This is a genomic window from Rhodococcus sp. RD6.2 (genome assembly GCF_001040705.1).
Lineage (GTDB): Bacteria > Actinomycetota > Actinomycetes > Mycobacteriales > Mycobacteriaceae > Rhodococcus_G.
This window is the reverse complement of sequence record NZ_CVQP01000001.1, coordinates 95,056-114,081: the sequence shown is the minus strand read 5'-3', so window position 1 is coordinate 114,081 and position 19,026 is coordinate 95,056. Positions and strand designations below refer to the sequence as shown.

Below are 19,026 nucleotides of genomic sequence, written 5' to 3'. Positions count from 1 at the left end.
CTCATCCCGCGCCGACCGGCGGCGCGTGCCTTCGACAGTGTTTGGTGTTCGGTGGAGAACTCGGCGAGCGGTGTCAGAGACCGTTCTTGACGATCTCGCCGTTCTTCACGATGACCGACAGGTTCTTCCCCGGGTCCGCCAGAAGGTTCAGGTCCTCGAGAGGGTTGCCGTCGACGAGCAGGACGTCGGCCCAGGCGCCCTCGGCGACGACACCGAACGGTGCCTGCCGGTAGGGGTCACGGTCGCCCGAGAGCCGGAACAGCTCCGCGTTGCCGGAGGTCAGCATCCGCAGTGCGTCGAGGTTGCTGTAGTGATCGCCCAGGCGGGCCGCCATTTCGCTCTGGCGGGCGGCGAGCTGCGGTTCGAGGAGTAGATCGGTGCCCCACGCCACTTTCACCCCGTGCTTCGTCGCCCACTCGTACACCTGGTCGGTGCCGGTGCAGATTTCGCGGTCCTTCCCCGCGCGGTCGGGGTCGGGGTAGTGGTGGTCGCCGAGCGCGAACGGCTGCATCGAAAGCCAGACACCGCGCTCCGCCAGCATCGCGATGGTCTCTTCGTCGGCGAGATGTCCGTGCTCGATCGACTTCACACCTGCCTCGACCGCCCGGCGAATGCCGGTGACGTTGTAGACGTGCGTGGCTACGTAGGTGCCGTAGTCGGTGGCCGCGTCCACCGCTGCCCGCAACTCCGCATCCGTGAACTGCACCGTGTACAGCGGGTCGTACATCGACGCGGCACCACCGCCGACCATCACCTTGATCTGGGAGGCACCCTTCTTCAACTGCTCGCGCACCGAGGCAAGGACTTGCGCCTCACCGTTCGCGACTCGCATGAATCCGATCTGCTCGGCCCGGGACTGCGCCCCGCCCAACGCGGTCGGCGTCTCGTAGACGAAACCGAAGTCGCCGTGTCCGCTGGTCTGCGAAATCGCCGCCTGGGACGGGTAGATGCGGGGGCCGGGGAACAGTCCGCGGTCGATGACCGACTTGAGACTGCCGGTGTCACCGGCCATGTCCCGCACGGCGGTGAAGCCGCGCAACAACATGTTGCCCGCCTCTGCGAGGCCGTTGAGAGCGATATGGCTTTCCGAGCCGGCCACCATGTCGACCATCGTGTTGGCGTTACCCACCAGGTGCACGTGTGCGTCGCTCATGCCCGGCATGAGAACGCGCCCACCGCCGTCGACGGCGACCGTCTCGCGGCCGGGCTCGTCCCCGACCGGGGACTCGGACACCCCGACGATCCGGTCACCGTCGATCAGGACGTCCCCGGAAACGAGGTTGTCGGACACACCGTCGAAAATCCGAACATCACGAAAAACAACGCGCTGCTTTGCTTTCGAAGAAGTCGCCATGCCAGCGAATGTTAAGCAAAGTTCACAGAACTCTCTCACCGTACTTGGACAGCTGTTCGGAACGTTAGGTTATCGATATAGAGCACAAGGAAGCTGCGAAAATGTTTCCTACCCGAACATAATGCCGAGATACGAGTTCCACACAGCTTCCCGATCCGCCCCTCACCATGCAGCTATTTCGGCGCAGTACTCGCGAATTCACGAGGTCAGCGGGCGGCGTGGGCAGGTTCGACTCACCACCCGCCGCCGTGCCCGCCGCTGCCGCCTACACCACAGACAGCGGGATGTCCCCGCCGCGGCGAGCGAAGACCGACCCGTAACGCGCGTCGAGTCGCAGCCAGGTGCGTGTCGCCCTGACCCGAACCAGTTCGGCCGGGTCGACGGTCGCGCCCTCGACGTCGCCTCCGGGAACGAATCCCATTGCAGCCAATGCGAACACGGTCCGCATGGTGACTGCGACCGCGTCGCCTCCGCCGTCGACGGCGAGCACCTCCTGGTCGAGCAGCGAGGCCGGCGGGCCGTGACCGCCGTGCTCGGCGGCCACCTGGGTGCCCTGCCGGGCGAGGTCGATCAGCACACCCGCCGGAACGTCGTCGACGTGCACCCAACCCGGATCGGGTGGAAGCGCGCCGCGCCACGCCGAGTCCATCGCGAAGCCGGGATCGATCTCGCCGCCGGCGACGTCTGCACCGAGTGCGTGGAGAAGGCTGTCGGCAGCGGCCGTCAGGTCGTCCGGACGTACACGTCCGGCGACCACGCGCGCCGCCAGCGCGTCGAACCCGGTCGGGGCCCACACGACGAGATGGTCGTCGTCGCGGCGCCTCAACCGAACGACGGCGGCCTCGTCTAGTCGGACCACACGGCCGAGGAAGGCCGCGAGATTCGCCCGCTCCCCCGGCCCGGACAGGACCAGTGCGCGATCAGCCACGCTGCCAGCGCTCCAAGTACTCGCGCTCGGCCGCGGTGAGCCTGCGCAGGCGCTGCGTGTCGATGTCGAACGCCGCGATCTGGGTGGACGCGACGATCGACGGCGCGGACGCCGGGTCGGCGCCGCCTGCACGCACCTCGTAGCCGATGGTGAAGTCGACGGCCCGGATCTGGTCGATCCACATCAACACGTCGAGCGGTCCGTCGTCGTGCCGGAGCTGACCCCGGTAGCGGACGTGCAGGTCCGCGATGACGGCACCGTCACGCAGCGTCACCGTCGGGACACCGTCCTCGAACAGCCACGGGATGCGGGCCTCCTCGAGGAGCGTCACCATCCGGGCGTGGTTGATGTGCTGGAAGACGTCCATGTCGGACCAGCGGACCCCGACCTTGGTGTGGAACCCCACCTGGCTCCCCTGCTGGGCCGTCTCTGCAAGAACCCCGCTCACCGTGCTCCTTCTGCTCGGGTGCCCGCTCCGCGCACCATGCTCCGTACCTGACGCGCCGCCACGGACAGCGTCGCGAGGTCAAGCGTTCCAGACTCCCCGATCTCGGTGAGCGCCGCCCGCGCCCTCGCGAGCCGGGAGGCGTTCGTCGACTCCCAGTCCTCGATCTTCTCGGACGGACTCTCGTCGGGTTCACCGCCGAACAGGACGTCCATCGTGAGCGACCGCAGCGACCCGTACAGGTCCTCGCGCAGCGCCAGGCGGGCCAGCGAATGCCACCGGTCGCCGCGCTCGAGTCCCGAGATGGCGGTGAGGAATTCGTCGATCCCGAGGTGCGCGTCGAGAGTGTAGTAGAGCGGCCCGACCTCGTCGTGGTCGCGTTCGGTGATGTCCGCGATGTCGATGATGTCGAGGACCGGGAACGCGTCGAGCAGCCCGTACACCCGCAGCGCCAGGTCGCGCGGGCAGCCACGCGAGGTGACCGACGCCGTCCGCGATTCCAGTTCGGTCAGGTGGTGACCCCGCAGCCAGCCGTGGACCCGCGGCATCAGTGCGCGGACCCGACCTGCGTAACGGTTGATCTCGGCGCCGACGGCGATCGGCTGCGGTCGGTTGGTCAGCAGCCAGCGCGACACCCGGTCCAGCATCCGCCGCGACTCCAGGACCAGGTCGTCCGCGACGGACGCGGGCACGGCGGCGCTGCCGATGTCGGACCACAGCTGCCGCAGGTCGAAGATCTCGGTGGCAGCGGTGAACGCGCGAATCGCGTCGGTGCTGCTGGCCCCTGCCTCCTCAGCGAGGCGGTACGGGTAGCTGATGCCGCCGAAGTCGACGGCCTCGTTGGCGAGCATCGTCGCGACGATCTGCCTGCGCAGACGGTGCCCGCCGATCTGCGGCGCGAACCGCTCGCGCAGCGGCCGCGGAAAGTAGTGCGGCAGCCGGACCGCGTAGGTGGGGCTGTCGGGTAGTTCACTGGCGAGCAGGTCGTCCTTGACGGACAGCTTCACGTGCGCGAGCAGGGTCGCGAGCTCGGGCGAGGTGAAGCCGCGTCCGATCTCCTGACGTCGCACGATCTCCTCGTCGGTGGGCAGTGCCTCGAGCGCACGGTCGAGCCCGTGTGACGTCTCGAGGTCGGCGAGCAGCCGGGTGTGCACGCCGAGCATTCCCACGGCATCGGCCCGGGAGGTGCCCATCAGGGTGTTCTGATCGATGTTGTCGCGCAGCACGAGTCTGGCGACCTCGTCCGTCATCGACGCGAGGAGGCCGTTGCGTTCGGCGGGGGCAAGCGCTCCGCTCCCGACTGCCGTGTCGAGCAGGATCTTGATGTTGACCTCGTGGTCGGAGCAGTCCACGCCTGCCGAGTTGTCGAGAGCATCGGTGTTGATCCGGCCGCCCGAGAGGTCGTACTCGACGCGTCCGCGCGGGGTGACACCGAGGTTCCCGCCCTCGCCGATCACCTTGGCCCGGACCTCGTTACCGTTCACCCGGACCAGGTCGTTCGCCTTGTCCCCGACATCGGCCTGAGATTCGGTCGACGCCTTCACGTAGGTGCCGATGCCGCCGTTCCACAGCAGGTCGACCGGTGCGCGCAGGATCGCGCGGACCAGTTCGGGCGGTGACAGCTCGGACACCGAGGCGTCCAGGCCGAGCGCTGTGCGCGCCTGGTCGCTCAGCGGCACCGACTTGACCGAGCGATCCCACACGCCGCCGCCCGCACTGATCAGGGCGGTGTCGTAGTCCGCCCACGACGACCGCGACATGCGGAACAGGCGCTCGCGCTCCGCGAACGACCGCGTGGCGTCCGGGTTCGGATCGAGGAAGACGTGCCGGTGGTCGAAGGCGGCGACGAGGCGGAGGTGTCTGCTGAGCAGCATGCCGTTGCCGAAGACGTCGCCGCTCATGTCTCCGACACCGGCGGCCGTGAAGTCCTGTTCCTGCACGTCGACACCGAGTTCCCGGAAGTGCCGCTTCACCGATTCCCACGCACCGCGGGCGGTGATACCCATGGCCTTGTGGTCGTAGCCGACCGATCCGCCGGACGCGAAGGCGTCGCCGAGCCAGTAATCGTATTCGGCAGCAACCTCGTTCGCGAGATCAGAGAAGGTGGCGGTGCCCTTGTCCGCTGCCACGACGAGGTAGGTGTCGTCGCCGTCGCGCCGGACCACCCGGGCCGGGGGCAGCACCGCGCCGGTTGCCGGGTCGACGTTGTCGGTGACATCGAGGAGCCCGGCGATGAACAGGCGGTAGCAGGCGCGGCCTTCGGCGAGTGTCGCCTGCCGGTCGGATGCCGCGTCACCCGTCGGAGCAGGAGTCCGCTTCACGACGAAGCCGCCCTTCGCCCCGACCGGCACGATGACGGCGTTCTTGACGGCCTGCGCCTTCACCAGGCCCAGGATCTCGGTGCGGAAGTCCTCCCGGCGATCCGACCAGCGCAGCCCACCTCGGGCAACCGGTCCGAATCGCAGATGCACGCCCTCCACCCGCGGCGAGTAGGCGAACACCTCGAAACGCGGCCGCGGCCTGGGCAGTTCGGTGACCTGCTCGGCGTCGAGTTTGAACACGAGCACGTCCCGCCGCTCGCCACCCGGACCGCGCACGTAGGCGTTGGTGCGCAGGGTCGCGAGTATGAGGGAGAGCATCGCCCGCAGGATCCGGTCGGCGTCGAGGCTGACCACCTCGGTGATTCGGCGTCGCACCTCGACGACGAGTCGTTCGGCGCGCGACGAATCCGCCGCGTCCGGATCGAACATCGCCGCAAACAGGTCGACGAGCAGACGGGTGGTGTCCGCGTGCTCGAGCAGCACCGACTCGATGCGGAACTGACTGTACGGAAAACCGGCCTGCCGCAGGTACTTCGCGTACGCACGCAGCATCGCGGCCTCGCGCCACTCCAGGTGGGCGCGGAGCACGAACTCGTTGAACTTGTCGGGTTCGGACAACCCGAGCCAGACCGCGGTGAACGCCTCGGTGAAGCGGCGCTGGAGGTCGCGAGCGGCGGGTAGCCGCTCACCCAGTTCGGATTCCAGATTCTCCTCCACCGCGGCATCGACGAGTTCCGGCGCCGCCGAAAGACCGAAATCGTAGATCCAGCACAGGGTTCCGTCGGGCCGCGTGACGTCGTACGGACGCTCGTCCACCACCTCGACCCCGAGCGACTGCAGCACCGGCAGCACCTGGCTCAGTGAGACGCCTTCCCCCGTGATGTACAGGGTGAAGCGCCAACGCCCGGGCGGTGTGCCGCGCCTGCGATACAACTGCAGGTCGATCCCGTCGACACCGAGAGCCTCGAGCCTGGCGACGTCGCGGACAGCGCGCGCGGCACCGAAGTCCTCCTTGTAGCTCTCCGGGAACGCCGACGCGTAGCGCTGCGCGGTCAGCGACGTCACGTCCTGATCCCCGACGACCGCATCGGCCAGGTCGTCGTCCCAGGAGCGGGTCGCCGCAGCGAGCAACGTCTCGATCCGCTCGCGATTCGCCGCGGAGGTGTCCACGTTCGGCGCCGGGTCCGTCGCCGAGGTCCGGATCGTGAAATGAACCATCGCCAAGTCGGATTCGGTGACCCGGGCGCTGTAGTCGAGGGTGCCGCCACCGAGCTCGCGGAGCAGGATCGACTGCATCGCCAGGCGCGCCCGGGTGTTGTAGCGGTCCCGCGGCAGATACACCAGCGCGGACACGAATCGACCGTCGTGGTCGTCGCGCAGGAACAGCCGAGCCTGCCTGCGGACCCCGATCGCGACGACCGCCGAGACCGTGTCGAACAGTTCGGCGGTGCCGATCGAGAACAGTTCGGTACGCGGCAACGACTGGATGACCTCCAGCATCGCTTGACCGGAGAACGAGTGCAGGTCGCAGCCCGACCGGGCGATAACGGCCCGAGCCCTGGCCGCGACGACGGGGATGTCGAGGATGTTCTCGTGGACGCCGGTCACGGTGAGCACGCCGAGGAATCGATGCTCACCGACGGCCGCACCGGTGTCGTCGAGATCCAGCACACGCACGAACGACGGGTACACGGAACGGTGGACGGTCGCGGGCAGCGGCCCCTGCGCGAACGTCAGCAGTGGTCCGTCGGCGTCGAATTGCGGTGCAGGCAGGTCTATCCGGTGGTCGGTGCGGATCTCGGCGCCGAGCACCCCGAGTCCGCTGCCGGGAACGATTCGAGCGACCGCCCCATCGCGCGCGGCCGCATCGCCGAACTCGTACCGGCGGTAGCCGAGAAGCGCGAAGTTGCCCCCGGCGAACCAGCGCAGCAGGGACGCGGTGTCCCGAATCTCGTGTTCGGGGTAGCCGATCGGTCCGCCGTCGGCGAGGACGTCCAGGCGATCCGCGAGATCCCGCTGCACCGCCCGCATCGTGTCGGTGTCGGCGATGACCTGCCGGACGTCGTCGAGGACATCGCCGACCGCGGAGGCGAGGGGGTCGAACAGCGCGGGATCCGTGGCCGAATGCAGTCGCAGGTGCATCCACGATTCGGTGTGCGTCGACTTCTCGTGGTGCGCACCGTCGACCAGCACGTCGGCCAGGCGGCCGGCGGAGTCCCGGCGCACCCTCAGCACGGGGTGCACGATCTCGACGACGGTGACACCGAACCGCGCCAGCAGCGCCGTCACCGACTCGACGAGCATCGGCATGTCGTCGGTGACCACCTGGACCGCGGGAGCTCCGTCGGTGGGGACGACGACGCGGGCAGCCGACCGCCCCGGCTCGCGGACGGATGCGAACTCGATGTGCGCGCGGAACGCCGCCATCGCCTCGTCGGTGACGACCCCGTCCGTCGTGTCGGCGTCGGTTCCTCGGAAATAGGCGCCGATCACCTCGGGGAGATGCTCGGAGACGGCGGATGGCAGGCCCGCCGTCCACTCCGAGCCGAATCGATCTGCAGACACGGTCACCTCGCGGTCACCCCCTGATCTCACGGACAGGTGTGCACCGCTGAGCCTAGCCGGGTTTACCGCGCGGGAGCCGACACCTCGACAGGCGCGTACTCCTTCAACAGTTCGCGCGTCCGCTCGGGCAGCGGAACCGACTTCTCGGTTTCCGGGTCGAATCCGACCATCACGCCCTCTGCGCGGACACACACCTCGCCGTTGCGGTCACGCATCAACTGATGCACCACGAACGACGACGTACCGACGTGCGGGATCACGATCTCGACCGTGATCGGAGCGGTCTCGTCCGTCACGGGCCGCAGGTAGTCGAACGTCATCTTCCGCACCACCATCGGGGTGGGCAACGCGCCCGCCCCGATGATGCAGTCACGGAAGAACTGCACGCGAGCCTCCTGCGCGTACTCCGCGTACAGGACGTTGTTCACGTGGCCGAGGCGATCGGAATCGCCCCAGCGCACGTGAACCTCGCATGTGTAGAGCTTCGTCAACGCACTCGCACCTAGTCGCGGGTCAGCTTGCGATGGGTGACGCGATGCGGGCGAGCCGCGTCGGCGCCGAGGCGCGCGACCTTGTTCTCCTCGTAGGCCTCGAAGTTGCCCTCGAACCAGTACCAGGCCGCCTCGTTGTCGCCGAATGCGCCTTCCCACGCCAGGATGTGCGTGCAGGTCCGGTCCAGGAACCAGCGGTCGTGGGAGATCACGACGGCGCAACCGGGGAATTCCTGCAGTGCGTTCTCCAACGAGCTGAGGGTCTCGACGTCGAGGTCGTTGGTCGGCTCGTCGAGGAGGATCAGGTTGCCGCCCTCCTTGAGGGTCAGCGCCAGGTTGAGACGGTTGCGCTCACCACCGGAGAGCACTCCCGACGGCTTCTGCTGGTCCGGGCCCTTGAACCCGAACGCGCTGACGTACGCGCGCGAGGGCATCTCGTTCTGGCCGACCTCGATGTAGTCGAGTCCGTCGGAGACGACCTCCCACACCGTCTTGGCCGGGTCGATGTTGGCGCGGTTCTGGTCGACGTAGCTGAGCTTGACGGTCTCGCCGACCTTGACGGTGCCGGAATCCGGCTCCTCGAGGCCGACGATCGTCTTGAACAGCGTGGTCTTGCCGACACCGTTGGGGCCGATGACGCCGACGATGCCGTTGCGGGGCAGCGTGAACGACAGGTCCTTGATGAGCATGCGGCCGTCGAAGCCCTTGTCGAGGTTCTCGACCTCGACAACCACGTTGCCGAGGCGCGGCGGGGTCGGGATCTGAATCTCTTCGAAATCGAGCTTGCGGTGCTTCTCGGCCTCCGCGACCATCTCGTCGTAGCGGTCCAGACGCGCCTTGTTCTTCGACTGGCGGGCCTTGGCACCGGAGCGGACCCAGGCGAGCTCCTCCTTGAGGCGCTTCTGCAGCTTCTGGTCCTTCTTGCCCTGCACCTCGAGGCGGGCGGCCTTCTGCTCCAGGTACGTGGAGTAGTTGCCCTCGTACGGGTAGAGGCGGCCGCGGTCGACCTCACAGATCCACTGCGCGACGTGGTCGAGGAAGTACCGGTCGTGGGTGACCGCGAGGATGGCGCCGGGGTAGGCGGCGAGGTGCTGCTCGAGCCACAGGACCGACTCGGCGTCGAGGTGGTTGGTGGGCTCGTCGAGGAGCAGCAGGTCGGGCTTGCTCAGCAGGAGCTTGCACAGCGCGACGCGGCGCTTCTCACCACCGGAGAGGTGGGTGACGGGCTCGTCGGCCGGGGGGCAGCGCAGCGCGTCCATGGCCTGCTCGATCTGGGAGTCGATCTCCCAGGCATCGGCGTGGTCGAGCTTCTCCTGAAGCTCGCCCATCTCCTCCATGAGCTCGTCGGAGTAGTCGGTGGCCATCAGCTCGGCGATCTCGTTGTAGCGCTTGAGTTGCACCATGGTCTCGCCGAGGCCCTCCTCGACGTTCTCGCGAGCGGTCTTGGTCTCGTCCAGGTGCGGCTCCTGCATGAGGATGCCGACGGAGGCGCCGGGGGCGAGGAACGCCTCACCGTTTCCGGGCTGGTCGAGCCCGGCCATGATCTTGAGGATGGAGGATTTACCCGCGCCGTTCGGGCCGACGACGCCGATCTTCGCGCCCGGGTAGAAGCTCATCGTGACGTCATCGAGGATGACCTTGTCGCCGTGCGCCTTGCGCACCTTCTTCATCGTGTAAATGAACTCCGCCATGTGCACCAGGGTATCGGCAGCGCAGACGCCGCCCCAATCCACACGGGTCGAGGACCCGATCCTCACCGACCTGCGCCGGGCGCACCGCCCGACGCAGGTCGGAGTGAAGGGTCAGCGGGTCTCGAACAGCGACCGGACGAAGGCGGTCGTGTCGGGGAGCGAGGCCTCGATCGAGGAACCGTGGAAGGCGTCGTACGTCCGGAAGGTCACGGGTTCGCCTGCCGCCTCCATGTCGAGTGCGAGCTTCGTGGCGAGCGGGAACGGCACCGTCTGGTCGCGCAGTCCCTGGCCGATGAAAACGGGCCTGTCGTAGCCGGTGGTGGGGACCGCGAGATAGTCACGCAGAGCATCCCTGATCCGGGGCTCGTTCAGCGGCCGGCTGAACATCTCGCCGACGCCGATGGCGCCCGCACGATCGCGCAGCTCCGTGTAGCACAGCGACTCGGAATCCTTGACGAGTGCAGCTCCGACCGGTGTCAGGTAGTCGGCGATCGGAAGGTCGGGTCGGGCAACCTCCAGACCGTTGATGATGTAGGCGGCGAACATGGTCAGTCCGTTGAGCCCGAGGTTCGGGAATCCGGGTCCGCCGAACGGCAGGAGCAACTCCAGATTCGCCGGTGTGCCGGTGGCAACGGCGCCGCGGTAGTCGAGCTCGGGTGCGTAGTCCGTGGCCTGGTGGGCGGCGAGCATCGCCGCGTGCCCGCCCTGCGAGTGGCCGACCACAGCCCATGTGCGAGACAGCTCCGGGGTCACGGAGGTCGCCGCCCGGACCATGTCGATCACGGCCCGGCCCTCACTGCGTCCGTGCAGGTACGCATGGGTTCCCTCGGTGCCCAGTCCCACGTAGTCCGTGGCAACCACCGCGTAGCCCTGCGCCAGCCACGCCGACAGGTAGTCCCGAGTGAGCCAGGTGGTGTCGTACCCGTGCGCGGGCGCACACGAGTCACCGACACCTGTGGTGCCGTGCGCCGACGAGATCACCGGCCACCCACCGGCCGGCGGGGTGCCACTCGGAAGGTAGACGGCGCCCGTGCTGAGTGCGGGGGCGCCCGTCGGCCCCTCGGTCCAGTACGTGATCCGGCTCTGCGACGCGGCCACGGGAAGCTGCGCCATCGGCGGCAGCGCGTCCGTTCCGATCACGGTGCCGGGAGCAGGCGGTGCTGCGGTCGCGGTCGCGGGCCCCAGCAGCCCTGCGCCCGTCGCCAGGGTTACCGCAGCTGCAGCCACCCGTGCCAGCACAGTTCGTGTCGGGAGAATTCGCTGCCTCCGTCCCGCCACCTCGTTGAAAAAATCAAACCCCCAGGTATGTCCCATACGATGTGAATACCGCATTCGGCCCGTGTCCGGAACGAATCGGCAATTGTTCACCGCGGGCGGCTCACCGCGTCACCGCGTCGACGAACCGAGCGGAGTCGTCGAACGCCGCCGCGAGAGTGCCGATGTGGTCGGCGGTCGGATACACCCGGAAGTCCACACCGGTCCGCGACGCGGCCAGTTGGCCGGCGAACACGACAGTCAACGGCAATGGGACGACCCGGTCGACTGCTCCCTGCCCGAGGAGTAGCGGGCGGTCATATCCCGACGTCGGCACGCCGAGGTAGTCCGTCAACGCCGGGCGAAGGTCGTGGAGGGGCCTGACGAACAGGTCGCCCACGGATGCACCGCCGACGTACTTGTCGACCTCGCGCGTGCACACCTGCGTCGAGATCCGGACGAGTTCGAGACCTCGCGTCGACAGATACGAGTCGATGTTCAGGTCGGGCCGCGCTGCGCGCAGGCCCGCCATCGTGAACAGGGTGAACTTGGTCAGGCCCGCGAGTCCGAAGTTCGGGATCCCTGGCATGCCGAGCGCGAACACCTGGTCGAGGTTGGTCGGTGGACCCAGTGCGACGGCTCCGCGGTAGTCGAGTTCCGGTGCGTATGTGGTCGCCAGGCGCGCGGTGTGCAGCGCCGCGTGCCCGCCCTGCGACAGTCCGGCGACCACCCACCGCGACGAGAGCTCCGGCACCGCCGAACGCCCGGCTCGGACCATGTCGACGACATCGTGGCCGGCCGCGACGCCGTCCAGGTAGGCGAGTTCCCCCGGAGTGCCGAGGCCCGCGTAGTCGGTGGCGACGACCGCGTAGCCCTTCCGCAGCCACCGGTCCATGTACGTCGCTTCCTGGCCCAGTCCACCGACCGTCGACGGTTCGCACCCGTCGGCGAGGCCAATGGTGCCGTGCGCGTACGACACCACCGGCCAGCCACCCGCGGGCGCCTCGCCCGGTGGCACGTACACGGCACCGGAGCTCAGACGCCCGGCGCCATGATGGTCGGTGGTGCGATAGACGACCCGATATCCGTCGGCGGCACCGGGCAGTGCTGCCGCGGCGGAGATCGGTTCGACCTGGACGACCGAGCCCGGTGGACCCTCCGCCGCGCCGGCGACGCCGGGTGTCCCGGCGACACCCGCCGCGATCGTGACGAGCACTGTCGACAGAACCGTCGTCCACCTCATCAGCGCCTCCCAGATCCGCTACAGACGTGATCGTGCGAGCGAGTTCACCGTATGCGCTCTCGCCTGGGGGACACCGCATTTCGTCACTCCTGTGACCGGACACCATCGAGATGTGATGTGCGCGTTACCCGGTCGCGACCGTCTCGAGTTCGGCACCTGTCACATCGCTCTCGCAATCGGAGGCTGCACTGCCGTCGAGTATGTCCGACGCGCTCGAACTCTTCTGTCCGCGTTCGAGCTTCGCGACACATCGGGCGAGGTCGGGCCCGACCGCGGTGGCACGCATCTCCAGGTCCGACCGCGAGGCGCCGTCCCTGGTGGTGTACTCGCTGGTCCGCAACTGTCCGTACGCAACGATCGGATCACCCTTCATCAGGGACGCGGCGACGCCGTCGACGAGTCGGCGCCAGCAGCTGACGGTCAGGTAGAGAGTGCCGCTGTCCGTCCACTCCCCTGCCGCCTGGTCGAACCTTCGGGCGTTGCTGGCCATTCGGAAGCTGATGACTTCCTCGCCACCGACGGTCGATCGTTTGACCGGGTTGGTGATGACGGTGCCGACCACGGCCGTGTGGGTTTCGTACATGTCTGCGAACTCCTCGTCCGACGCCGGTCGGCGTCACACCCCGATCGTGTCCGGTCCACGGAGGCGACGGGAGTACCCGCACACGATCTGTGGACGGTTCGTGAAACCGTCCACAGGGTGGGCGAATTCAGCGCCCGGGATCCGACCGGTGTCTACGGCGCGTGCTAGTCGGATCGGCGATGAGGCCTGCAAGGGAAGCCGCGTAGTTGGCAAGCCGATCACTGGTGTAGCGGTCGGGATCGCTGACGGCCAGGCGTCCGAGCATCTCGGCGAAGGACAGCATCGTGTGGGCGAGCAGTTCCGCATCGAGTTCCGCCAGCGCCGGCTCCAGAGCGATGCCCGCATGCGCAAGCTCCACGGCGCGGGCGAGCACCGCGGAGCGGGCCGACCGCAGGTGGTCGCGATACTCCCCCGGCGCACTGTCGGGTGCGGTGAGAATGAGTCGCCATCGAGTCGGGTTGTCGAGGACGGCACCGACGAATCCGGTGACGGTGGCCGTGTACGCCACGGTGGGTCCGGAAGCGGCGAGGTCGGTTGGCATCGTCGCCAGCACCTGCGCGACGGCACGTCCGTGCTCGCGTTCGAGCAGCGCCGCCACCAGGTCGGCTCGGGTGCGAAACACCGTGTACAGCACGGGTTTTCCCACACCGGCCTCGGTCGCGACCGCTTCCATGCTCAAGTCGTGGAGGCCGTGTCGCCTGGTGACCTCGAACGCCGCGTCGAGCAGTTGCTCACGCCGCTGCTCGGGCGGCAGTCGCGGCGCGTACTTGCGTCGCGGCCGTTCGGCGTCGGCTCTCGTCATGTGGTCGCCACCTCCTCCGGCTCACCCTACGGTCACCAATCCTACGCAACCGTTGTATTCGCCCTTACACATTGCTACGGTCGCGTTGTATTCATGGACGCAGGACACCGACAGGGGCACACGATGACCGACTCCCGCATGATGGCGACCCGCACCTGGCCGTTCGACCCGACACTCCCCCGGCGCGACAACGGGTTCTTCGGCCCGGGCTCCCCGACGTGGAAGGTGTGGACGCATCCGACCGCCCTCATCGGATTCCAGCGCGCCGTCACGCTGGAGCACTTCGACCCCATGCTCGCGGCCGCCGTCGCAGACGCCGACGGGATCTATACCGACCCGCGCGGCCGCCTCGACGGCACCCTCTCATACTTCCTCGTCATCGCGGTCGGCGACAGCCGCACCGCCATCGAGACGTCGGAGTTGCTTATGCGGGTCCACGCCCGCATTACCGGAATCGAGCCCGTCTCGGGCAAGCGCTACGCGGCCAACAACCCGGACAGCCAGCTGTGGATCCACGTCACCGGCTGGCACTCGGTGCTCAAGGCATACGAGATGTTCGGGCCGGGACCGCTCACGCCCGAGGACGAGGACCGGTACTGGGCCGACTGCGTCGTCGCCGCCGAACTGCAGACCTGCGCGACATCCGACGTCCCGGCGTCACGGGCGGCGGTCCGCGAGTATTTCGCCGAGGTCCGACCTCGTCTGTGCACGTCCGAACGGGCGCAGCGCGGCATGCACTATCTGCTGCGCACCGAGGGCGGCGCGGGACGGTGGCCACTGTGGGCGTCGAGTCGGCTGATCGCGCCCGCCGCCATCGCGACCCTCCCGAAGTGGATGCGCGTCCTCGGCGACTTCGACCAGCCCGCGGCTCTCGACCGCGCCGTCGCACCCGCTGCCAGGGCGGCGGTGCGTGCCACCCGGTCACCCGCGGCGATGCAGGCCGTCCTCCGTGGCACCCTGCCGGTGACGCGATCGGTCCTGAAATGGCACTTCGCCAATCCCGTCGCGGAGAACCCCGAGACCGTCACCCCGGCCGAGGCCCGGGATCGGCTGCGCCAGGCCGGTTAGTTCCAGCCTTCCTTGTCGCGGCGCGCGAGCTCGGCGAACATCGCGTTGTGCCTGGCGAGCTCCGCGTCGTCGTCGCGGTCGGCGGCACGGTCGATGCGCTTGGCGGTCTTCTGGTCGGACCGCGACCACTGCACCAGTAGGGCGAGCATCACCAGCACGAGGGGGATCTCGCCGGTCGCCCAGGCGATGCCGCCACCGACCTTCTGGTCGTTGAACAGGTCGTCGTTCCAGCCGAGTCCCAGCGACCGGTAGTACCAGCCGCCGATGACCTCCATGGTGCTCATGAGGGCAATGCCGAAGAAAGCGTGGAACGGCAGTGATCCGAACACCATCGCCAGCTTCGTCACGGGCTGGATCTGACGCGGCGCGGGGTCGATGCCGATGACCACCCAGTAGAAAAGGTAACCGCTGAGGATGAAGTGCACGTTCATCAGCAGGTGCGCGCCGTGCGAATCGAGGGTCGCACCGAAGATGCCGCCGAGGTACAGGGCGTAGAAGCCGCCGACGAACAGGAACGACGCCACCAGCGGATGCGTGATGAACCGCGAGTACCTGCTGTGCAGTGCGGCGAGCAGCCACTCGCGCGGCCCGGGCGCGCCGTCGGGGCCCGCGGGCTTGAGTGCGCGCAGTGCCAGCGTCATCGGTCCGCCGAGGACGAGCAGCACGGGCGCGAGCATCGACAACGCCATGTGCGCGCCCATGTGGACGCTGAACACGGCCGGCGAGTATCGGCCGAGACCCGACGAGGTGCCGATCAGCAGGGTCGCGCAGCCGAGGAGCCAGGCGATGGTCCGGCCGATGGGCCAGCTGTCGCCACGTCGCCGCAGTCGCCGCACCCCGATGACGTACCAGACGGCGGCGATGATCGCGGCGGTGCCGAAGATCAGGTCGAAGCGCCAGTCGAACATCAGGCGTGCCAGGGTCGGCGGGCCGTCGAGGTTGTAGCCGAGCTGCACCTCGGCGGGCGTCGGGCGAATGTCCGTGGGCGGCGGCGGCGTGCGTCCGAGTCCAACCGCCAGTCCGATCGTCGCCGCGAAGATAATCGCCTCTCCGCCCGCGAAACGGATCAAAGCACCACGCGACGTCGGGTCCGCTTCGAGCGCGGGCAGCGCCTGCCTGCGCTGCAGGAAACCGAACACGCCGAGGATCACGAGTGCGACCGTCTTCGAGACCAGCAGCCAGCCGTAGGTGCTGGAGAACAGGTCGCTCAGCGGCAGCCGGACGAGGCCGTTGATGACGCCGGAGATCGCCATGATGACGAACGCTGCGGTCGCGACCTTCGAGAAGCGGCGCGCGGCGAGGTCCGTGTGGGCGCCGCCGCGGCGGGCGTGGACGAAGAGCGCGAACAGGCCACCGGCCCACAGGGACGCCGCGACCAGGTGCCACAGGAGGCTGTTGGTCGCCATGTCGTGGGATCCGCCCGCCGACGAGTGGCCGGTGAGCGCGAGCGGGATCAACGTCACGACGCCGAGCCCGAGCACCACCGGCGTCCAGTTCCAGCGCAGCAGCATCCGCGAGCAGATCGCGAGGATCATCGCCAGGATCGCCGTGTTCCGCCACGCCTCCGCGAGCTCGATCTGCGGGATCGCCCGCCACAGGTTCTCCGGTTGCAGCGCCTCACCGAACGGCTGCCCCGACGTGTCGGACACCGTCAGCGGGACGAGCACCAGCGCGCACGCAGCCCACACGATCGCCGCGTTCGACGCCGTCCGCACCGCCCGGTATCCGTCGACGTCGAGGACGCCGCTCTTCTGCGGCGGCACCAGGAACGACGCGAGCAGCAGCGACCCGATGGAGATGATCGCCGCGACCTCACCGATCGCCTTGACCGCGGGCAGCCCGTACGTGGTGAGCGGGCCGGGGTCGGGGATGCCGAGTCGCACCAGCGCCTCGGACGCCGACAGTCCCACAACCAACGCTGCGACCAGTCCGGCGATCAGACCGAGGGCGACGAAGACGGGAACCACGCTGCTGCGTGCCGTCCGGGTCGGCGGCGTGTCGGCGTGGGCGAGCTCGGGTGATGCCATGCCACCAGGGTAGGAGGCGGGCGCGTGTGAGCCACGCCCAGGTACTACGCAGCGTCGTCGCGCAGCCTGGCGTGACGCGCGAACCCGAGCCGGTAGACTCCTGACCCGATCCCGACAGGGGTCACGCCTCCGTAGCTCAGTTGGATAGAGCAAGAGCCTTCTAATCTCTAGGTCGCAGGTTCGATTCCTGCCGGGGGCACGGTAGTTTTAGCAGCTCAACAGGGCAGTTTGCCGAAAACGCGAGACAGCCGTTCCCTCAAGATTCCCTCCAACTAAGAGATCCGACACCGCGGAGAGTGTCTCGCCCGAGGTACGGAACCCGTCGCTCACTCAGCGAGGCGCAGGCATTCCACCCTGACTCAGCCATCGGAGCGTCGCGATCAAAGCTGGCAGCAGGACATCCACTGGACGCCTTCGACGTCAGTGTGTCACCACGACGCACGCGGATCATCTCGCGAAATTGGCGTTCCGCAACGTTAAATCTCAACACACCCGATAGCACCACCAATTGCGTCGTTCACCTATCTGTACCTCTAGGTCGACATGCGCGGCCAACCCGGCTCGACGCGCCTCCACCGCCGCCTGTATGGACTGGGAACCGGGAAGTGGTTCGCCAAGCCTGCGGCCCTAATCACCCGACGGAACGTCCGCCCGCCCGGCACGAGCAGCGTCGCCACCCCCATGCGGTCGGCGCGATGTGCGCCTCCGCCAGGGCCTGGACACCCGACATGCGCACGAAGTCCACGCGGGCCACGTCGACGATCAATGTTCGAGGGGCTTCGTCGATAGCCGCGTTGACGGCCGCCTCGAAATCCACGATCGCCGGGCGGCCCACCCCGAAATCAAGTCCCGAGCGCGGGCACACCGCCTGCCCCATCTCGTCCCCCGGTCCGGGATGGATGGGTTCTGATCTGAGCAGGCAGCCCGGTATAGGGGGAGAGCGGAGGATGGTCGCCGGTAGCGTCATCGAGCATGTTGACAGCGACCGAAATCGAGCAGCACATTGCAGACATCGGACACGAGACTCGCAGTGTCGAGTTCAAGGGTCCCGGCAGCGCGACGAATAAATACTACTTCGCGAAGATTGTCCGAGCAGCGTTGAGCATGGCAAATCTGCGCGACGGCGGATATGTCGTGCTCGGCGTCGGCGAGGTGAACGACACGCTAATCCTCCGGGGGCTCACGGAAGATCAGGTTTCCGAGTGGACCAACTTCGACGACCTGTCGAGCAAATTTGCGACCTACGCCGATCCACCGTTGAGCTTCGATGTCGCTGCTGTGGAGCTGACCAGCGGCGCGCATGTAACGGTGCTCCAACTCCACAGCTTTACCGACCTGCCGCACCTTTGTGCAAAGGCGTACAACGAAGGCAAGGAAGAAGTATTGCGAAAAGGTGCTCTATACGTTCGCAATCGCAGCAAGCCGGAGACCAGCGAAGTGGCCTCCCATGTGGAGATGCGCGAAGTCCTCACAATCGCCACCCAGAACGCGCTTCGTGAGTTCGTGGCGACAGCACAAAGCGCCGGACTCCAGCTGCAGCCCATAGACGCGGCCACGCGCTCCACCGAAGCCTACGATCGCGAGTCCGAGAGTTGGTTGGCCGTAAACGAGTACGCCCGGCGCCAGCTCGGCCATTGGGACATCGTCATTCGACCGCAGCCATACGAGGCAGACCGCCTCGACCGCGACGCGCTCGAAACTGTGTTGGCACAATCGACAGTGCGCCTGCGCGGATGGCCAGTCCCCTACATCGGCCACGCGGAGATGCTCAACGGACAGTCATATATCGGCTGCGACATCCCGGTGAGGAACACACCGCACGAGGAGCAATGGCGGCTCTTTACCTCCGGTCAGTTTCTGCACCGCCGCGTGCTGACATATGACCTTATCGGGAAGCCTGATCAGATCCCTGTCTGGGAGATCCTGTTCTACTTGACCGAGGTCGTCGAACTCGCAGCACGCTTGTCTCAGTCGATGATCACCCCGATGGGGATGACCGTGCAGGCCACCTTGCGCGGCGCTGCCGGCCGCCTCCTCGTATCCGACGATCCCAAACGCCACCTCCACGACGATTACCGAACCAGCGACTCCACCCTCACCACCTTGATAGATCTTCCGGTATCGGAGTTGCTCACCGATCCAGGCGCACTCGCCGTGCGAATGGCAAAGACGCTCCTCCAAGGATTCGGCTTCATGGCCACCGACGAGGTACTCAGCGACTATCAGCATAAGGAATTGCTGAGCTGACGAGCCT

General features: G+C 67.6%; 14 protein-coding genes and 1 tRNA gene. 3 read left to right on the top strand and 12 right to left on the bottom strand.

The window, feature by feature from the left end; genetic code table 11:
* Positions 1-73: 73 nt before the first annotated feature.
* The 10 genes from RHCRD62_RS00480 to RHCRD62_RS00435 form a co-directional block, all read right to left on the bottom strand.
* Positions 74-1,354 (bottom strand): metal-dependent hydrolase family protein, encoded by a 1,281-nt coding sequence (locus RHCRD62_RS00480; RefSeq protein ID WP_050062725.1) that lies wholly within the window; start codon positions 1,352-1,354, stop codon positions 74-76.
* A gap of 265 nt (positions 1,355-1,619) precedes the next feature.
* The gene (locus tag RHCRD62_RS00475) at positions 1,620-2,282 is read right to left on the bottom strand and encodes a DUF8010 domain-containing protein (protein WP_050062724.1); all 663 of its coding nucleotides are present in this window, start codon (positions 2,280-2,282) and stop codon (positions 1,620-1,622) included.
* Positions 2,275-2,730 carry an acyl-CoA thioesterase gene (locus RHCRD62_RS00470; RefSeq protein WP_301280708.1) on the bottom strand — a complete coding sequence of 152 codons (456 nt, stop codon included), beginning with the start codon at positions 2,728-2,730 and terminating at the stop codon, positions 2,275-2,277. Before RHCRD62_RS00470 ends, RHCRD62_RS00475 begins: the two co-directional genes overlap by 8 nt.
* Positions 2,727-7,619 (bottom strand): NAD-glutamate dehydrogenase, encoded by a 4,893-nt coding sequence (locus RHCRD62_RS00465; protein WP_050062723.1) that lies wholly within the window; start codon positions 7,617-7,619, stop codon positions 2,727-2,729. Before RHCRD62_RS00465 ends, RHCRD62_RS00470 begins: the two co-directional genes overlap by 4 nt.
* A gap of 56 nt (positions 7,620-7,675) precedes the next feature.
* Complete coding sequence (locus tag RHCRD62_RS00460; RefSeq protein ID WP_050062722.1) at positions 7,676-8,104, bottom strand: acyl-CoA thioesterase; 429 nt, start codon at positions 8,102-8,104, stop codon at positions 7,676-7,678.
* Positions 8,105-8,115: 11 nt separating this feature from the next.
* A complete protein-coding gene (gene ettA / locus RHCRD62_RS00455) occupies positions 8,116-9,795 on the bottom strand; it encodes an energy-dependent translational throttle protein EttA (RefSeq protein WP_050062721.1) in 1,680 nt (559 codons plus the stop codon).
* 111 nt (positions 9,796-9,906) lie between these two features.
* On the bottom strand, positions 9,907-11,022 hold the full coding sequence (locus RHCRD62_RS00450; RefSeq protein WP_253277138.1) for a lipase family protein: 1,116 nt from the start codon (positions 11,020-11,022) through the stop codon (positions 9,907-9,909).
* Between the two features lie 151 nt (positions 11,023-11,173).
* On the bottom strand, positions 11,174-12,292 hold the full coding sequence (locus tag RHCRD62_RS00445; protein ID WP_050062720.1) for a lipase family protein: 1,119 nt from the start codon (positions 12,290-12,292) through the stop codon (positions 11,174-11,176).
* 124 nt (positions 12,293-12,416) lie between these two features.
* On the bottom strand, positions 12,417-12,875 hold the full coding sequence (gene ssb / locus RHCRD62_RS00440) for a single-stranded DNA-binding protein (RefSeq protein ID WP_050062719.1): 459 nt from the start codon (positions 12,873-12,875) through the stop codon (positions 12,417-12,419).
* Between the two features lie 127 nt (positions 12,876-13,002).
* Entirely contained in the window at positions 13,003-13,677 is a 675-nt protein-coding gene (locus RHCRD62_RS00435; RefSeq protein WP_050062718.1) for a TetR/AcrR family transcriptional regulator, read from the bottom strand.
* Between the two features lie 123 nt (positions 13,678-13,800).
* Between RHCRD62_RS00435 and RHCRD62_RS00430 the strand changes: the two genes are divergently transcribed.
* Positions 13,801-14,745, top strand: a complete 945-nt coding sequence (locus RHCRD62_RS00430; protein ID WP_050062717.1) for an oxygenase MpaB family protein — start codon at positions 13,801-13,803, stop codon at positions 14,743-14,745.
* Here the strand turns inward: RHCRD62_RS00430 and RHCRD62_RS00425 are convergent.
* Entirely contained in the window at positions 14,742-16,772 is a 2,031-nt protein-coding gene (locus tag RHCRD62_RS00425) for a bifunctional copper resistance protein CopD/cytochrome c oxidase assembly protein (RefSeq protein ID WP_050062716.1), read from the bottom strand. The genes RHCRD62_RS00430 and RHCRD62_RS00425 overlap by 4 nt on opposite strands.
* 125 nt (positions 16,773-16,897) lie before the next feature.
* On the opposite strand from RHCRD62_RS00425, the gene RHCRD62_RS00420 reads away from it, so the two are divergent.
* A tRNA-Arg gene (locus RHCRD62_RS00420) sits at positions 16,898-16,971 on the top strand.
* A 432-nt stretch (positions 16,972-17,403) separates the two neighbouring features.
* On the opposite strand, the gene RHCRD62_RS00415 is transcribed toward RHCRD62_RS00420, so the two are convergent.
* Entirely contained in the window at positions 17,404-17,649 is a 246-nt protein-coding gene (locus RHCRD62_RS00415; protein ID WP_157050755.1) for an STAS domain-containing protein, read from the bottom strand.
* Between the two features lie 95 nt (positions 17,650-17,744).
* On the opposite strand from RHCRD62_RS00415, the gene RHCRD62_RS00410 reads away from it, so the two are divergent.
* Positions 17,745-19,019, top strand: a complete 1,275-nt coding sequence (locus RHCRD62_RS00410; RefSeq protein ID WP_050062714.1) for an ATP-binding protein — start codon at positions 17,745-17,747, stop codon at positions 19,017-19,019.
* The last annotated feature ends 7 nt before the right edge of the window (positions 19,020-19,026 follow it).

Bases quoted from the DNA above. Each gene is read 5' to 3' on its own strand.
- RHCRD62_RS00480 (WP_050062725.1), bottom strand. From the start codon at position 1,354: ATGGCGACTTCTTCGAAAGCAAAGCAGCGCGTTGTTTTTCGTGATGTT.
- ettA (WP_050062721.1), bottom strand. From the start codon at position 9,795: ATGGCGGAGTTCATTTACACGATGAAGAAGGTGCGCAAGGCGCACGGC.
- RHCRD62_RS00445 (WP_050062720.1), bottom strand. From the start codon at position 12,292: ATGAGGTGGACGACGGTTCTGTCGACAGTGCTCGTCACGATCGCGGCG.
- ssb (WP_050062719.1), bottom strand. From the start codon at position 12,875: ATGTACGAAACCCACACGGCCGTGGTCGGCACCGTCATCACCAACCCG.
- RHCRD62_RS00435 (WP_050062718.1), bottom strand. From the start codon at position 13,677: ATGACGAGAGCCGACGCCGAACGGCCGCGACGCAAGTACGCGCCGCGA.
- RHCRD62_RS00430 (WP_050062717.1), top strand. From the start codon at position 13,801: ATGACCGACTCCCGCATGATGGCGACCCGCACCTGGCCGTTCGACCCG.
- RHCRD62_RS00425 (WP_050062716.1), bottom strand. From the start codon at position 16,772: ATGGCATCACCCGAGCTCGCCCACGCCGACACGCCGCCGACCCGGACG.
- RHCRD62_RS00415 (WP_157050755.1), bottom strand. From the start codon at position 17,649: ATGGGGCAGGCGGTGTGCCCGCGCTCGGGACTTGATTTCGGGGTGGGC.
- RHCRD62_RS00410 (WP_050062714.1), top strand. From the start codon at position 17,745: ATGTTGACAGCGACCGAAATCGAGCAGCACATTGCAGACATCGGACAC.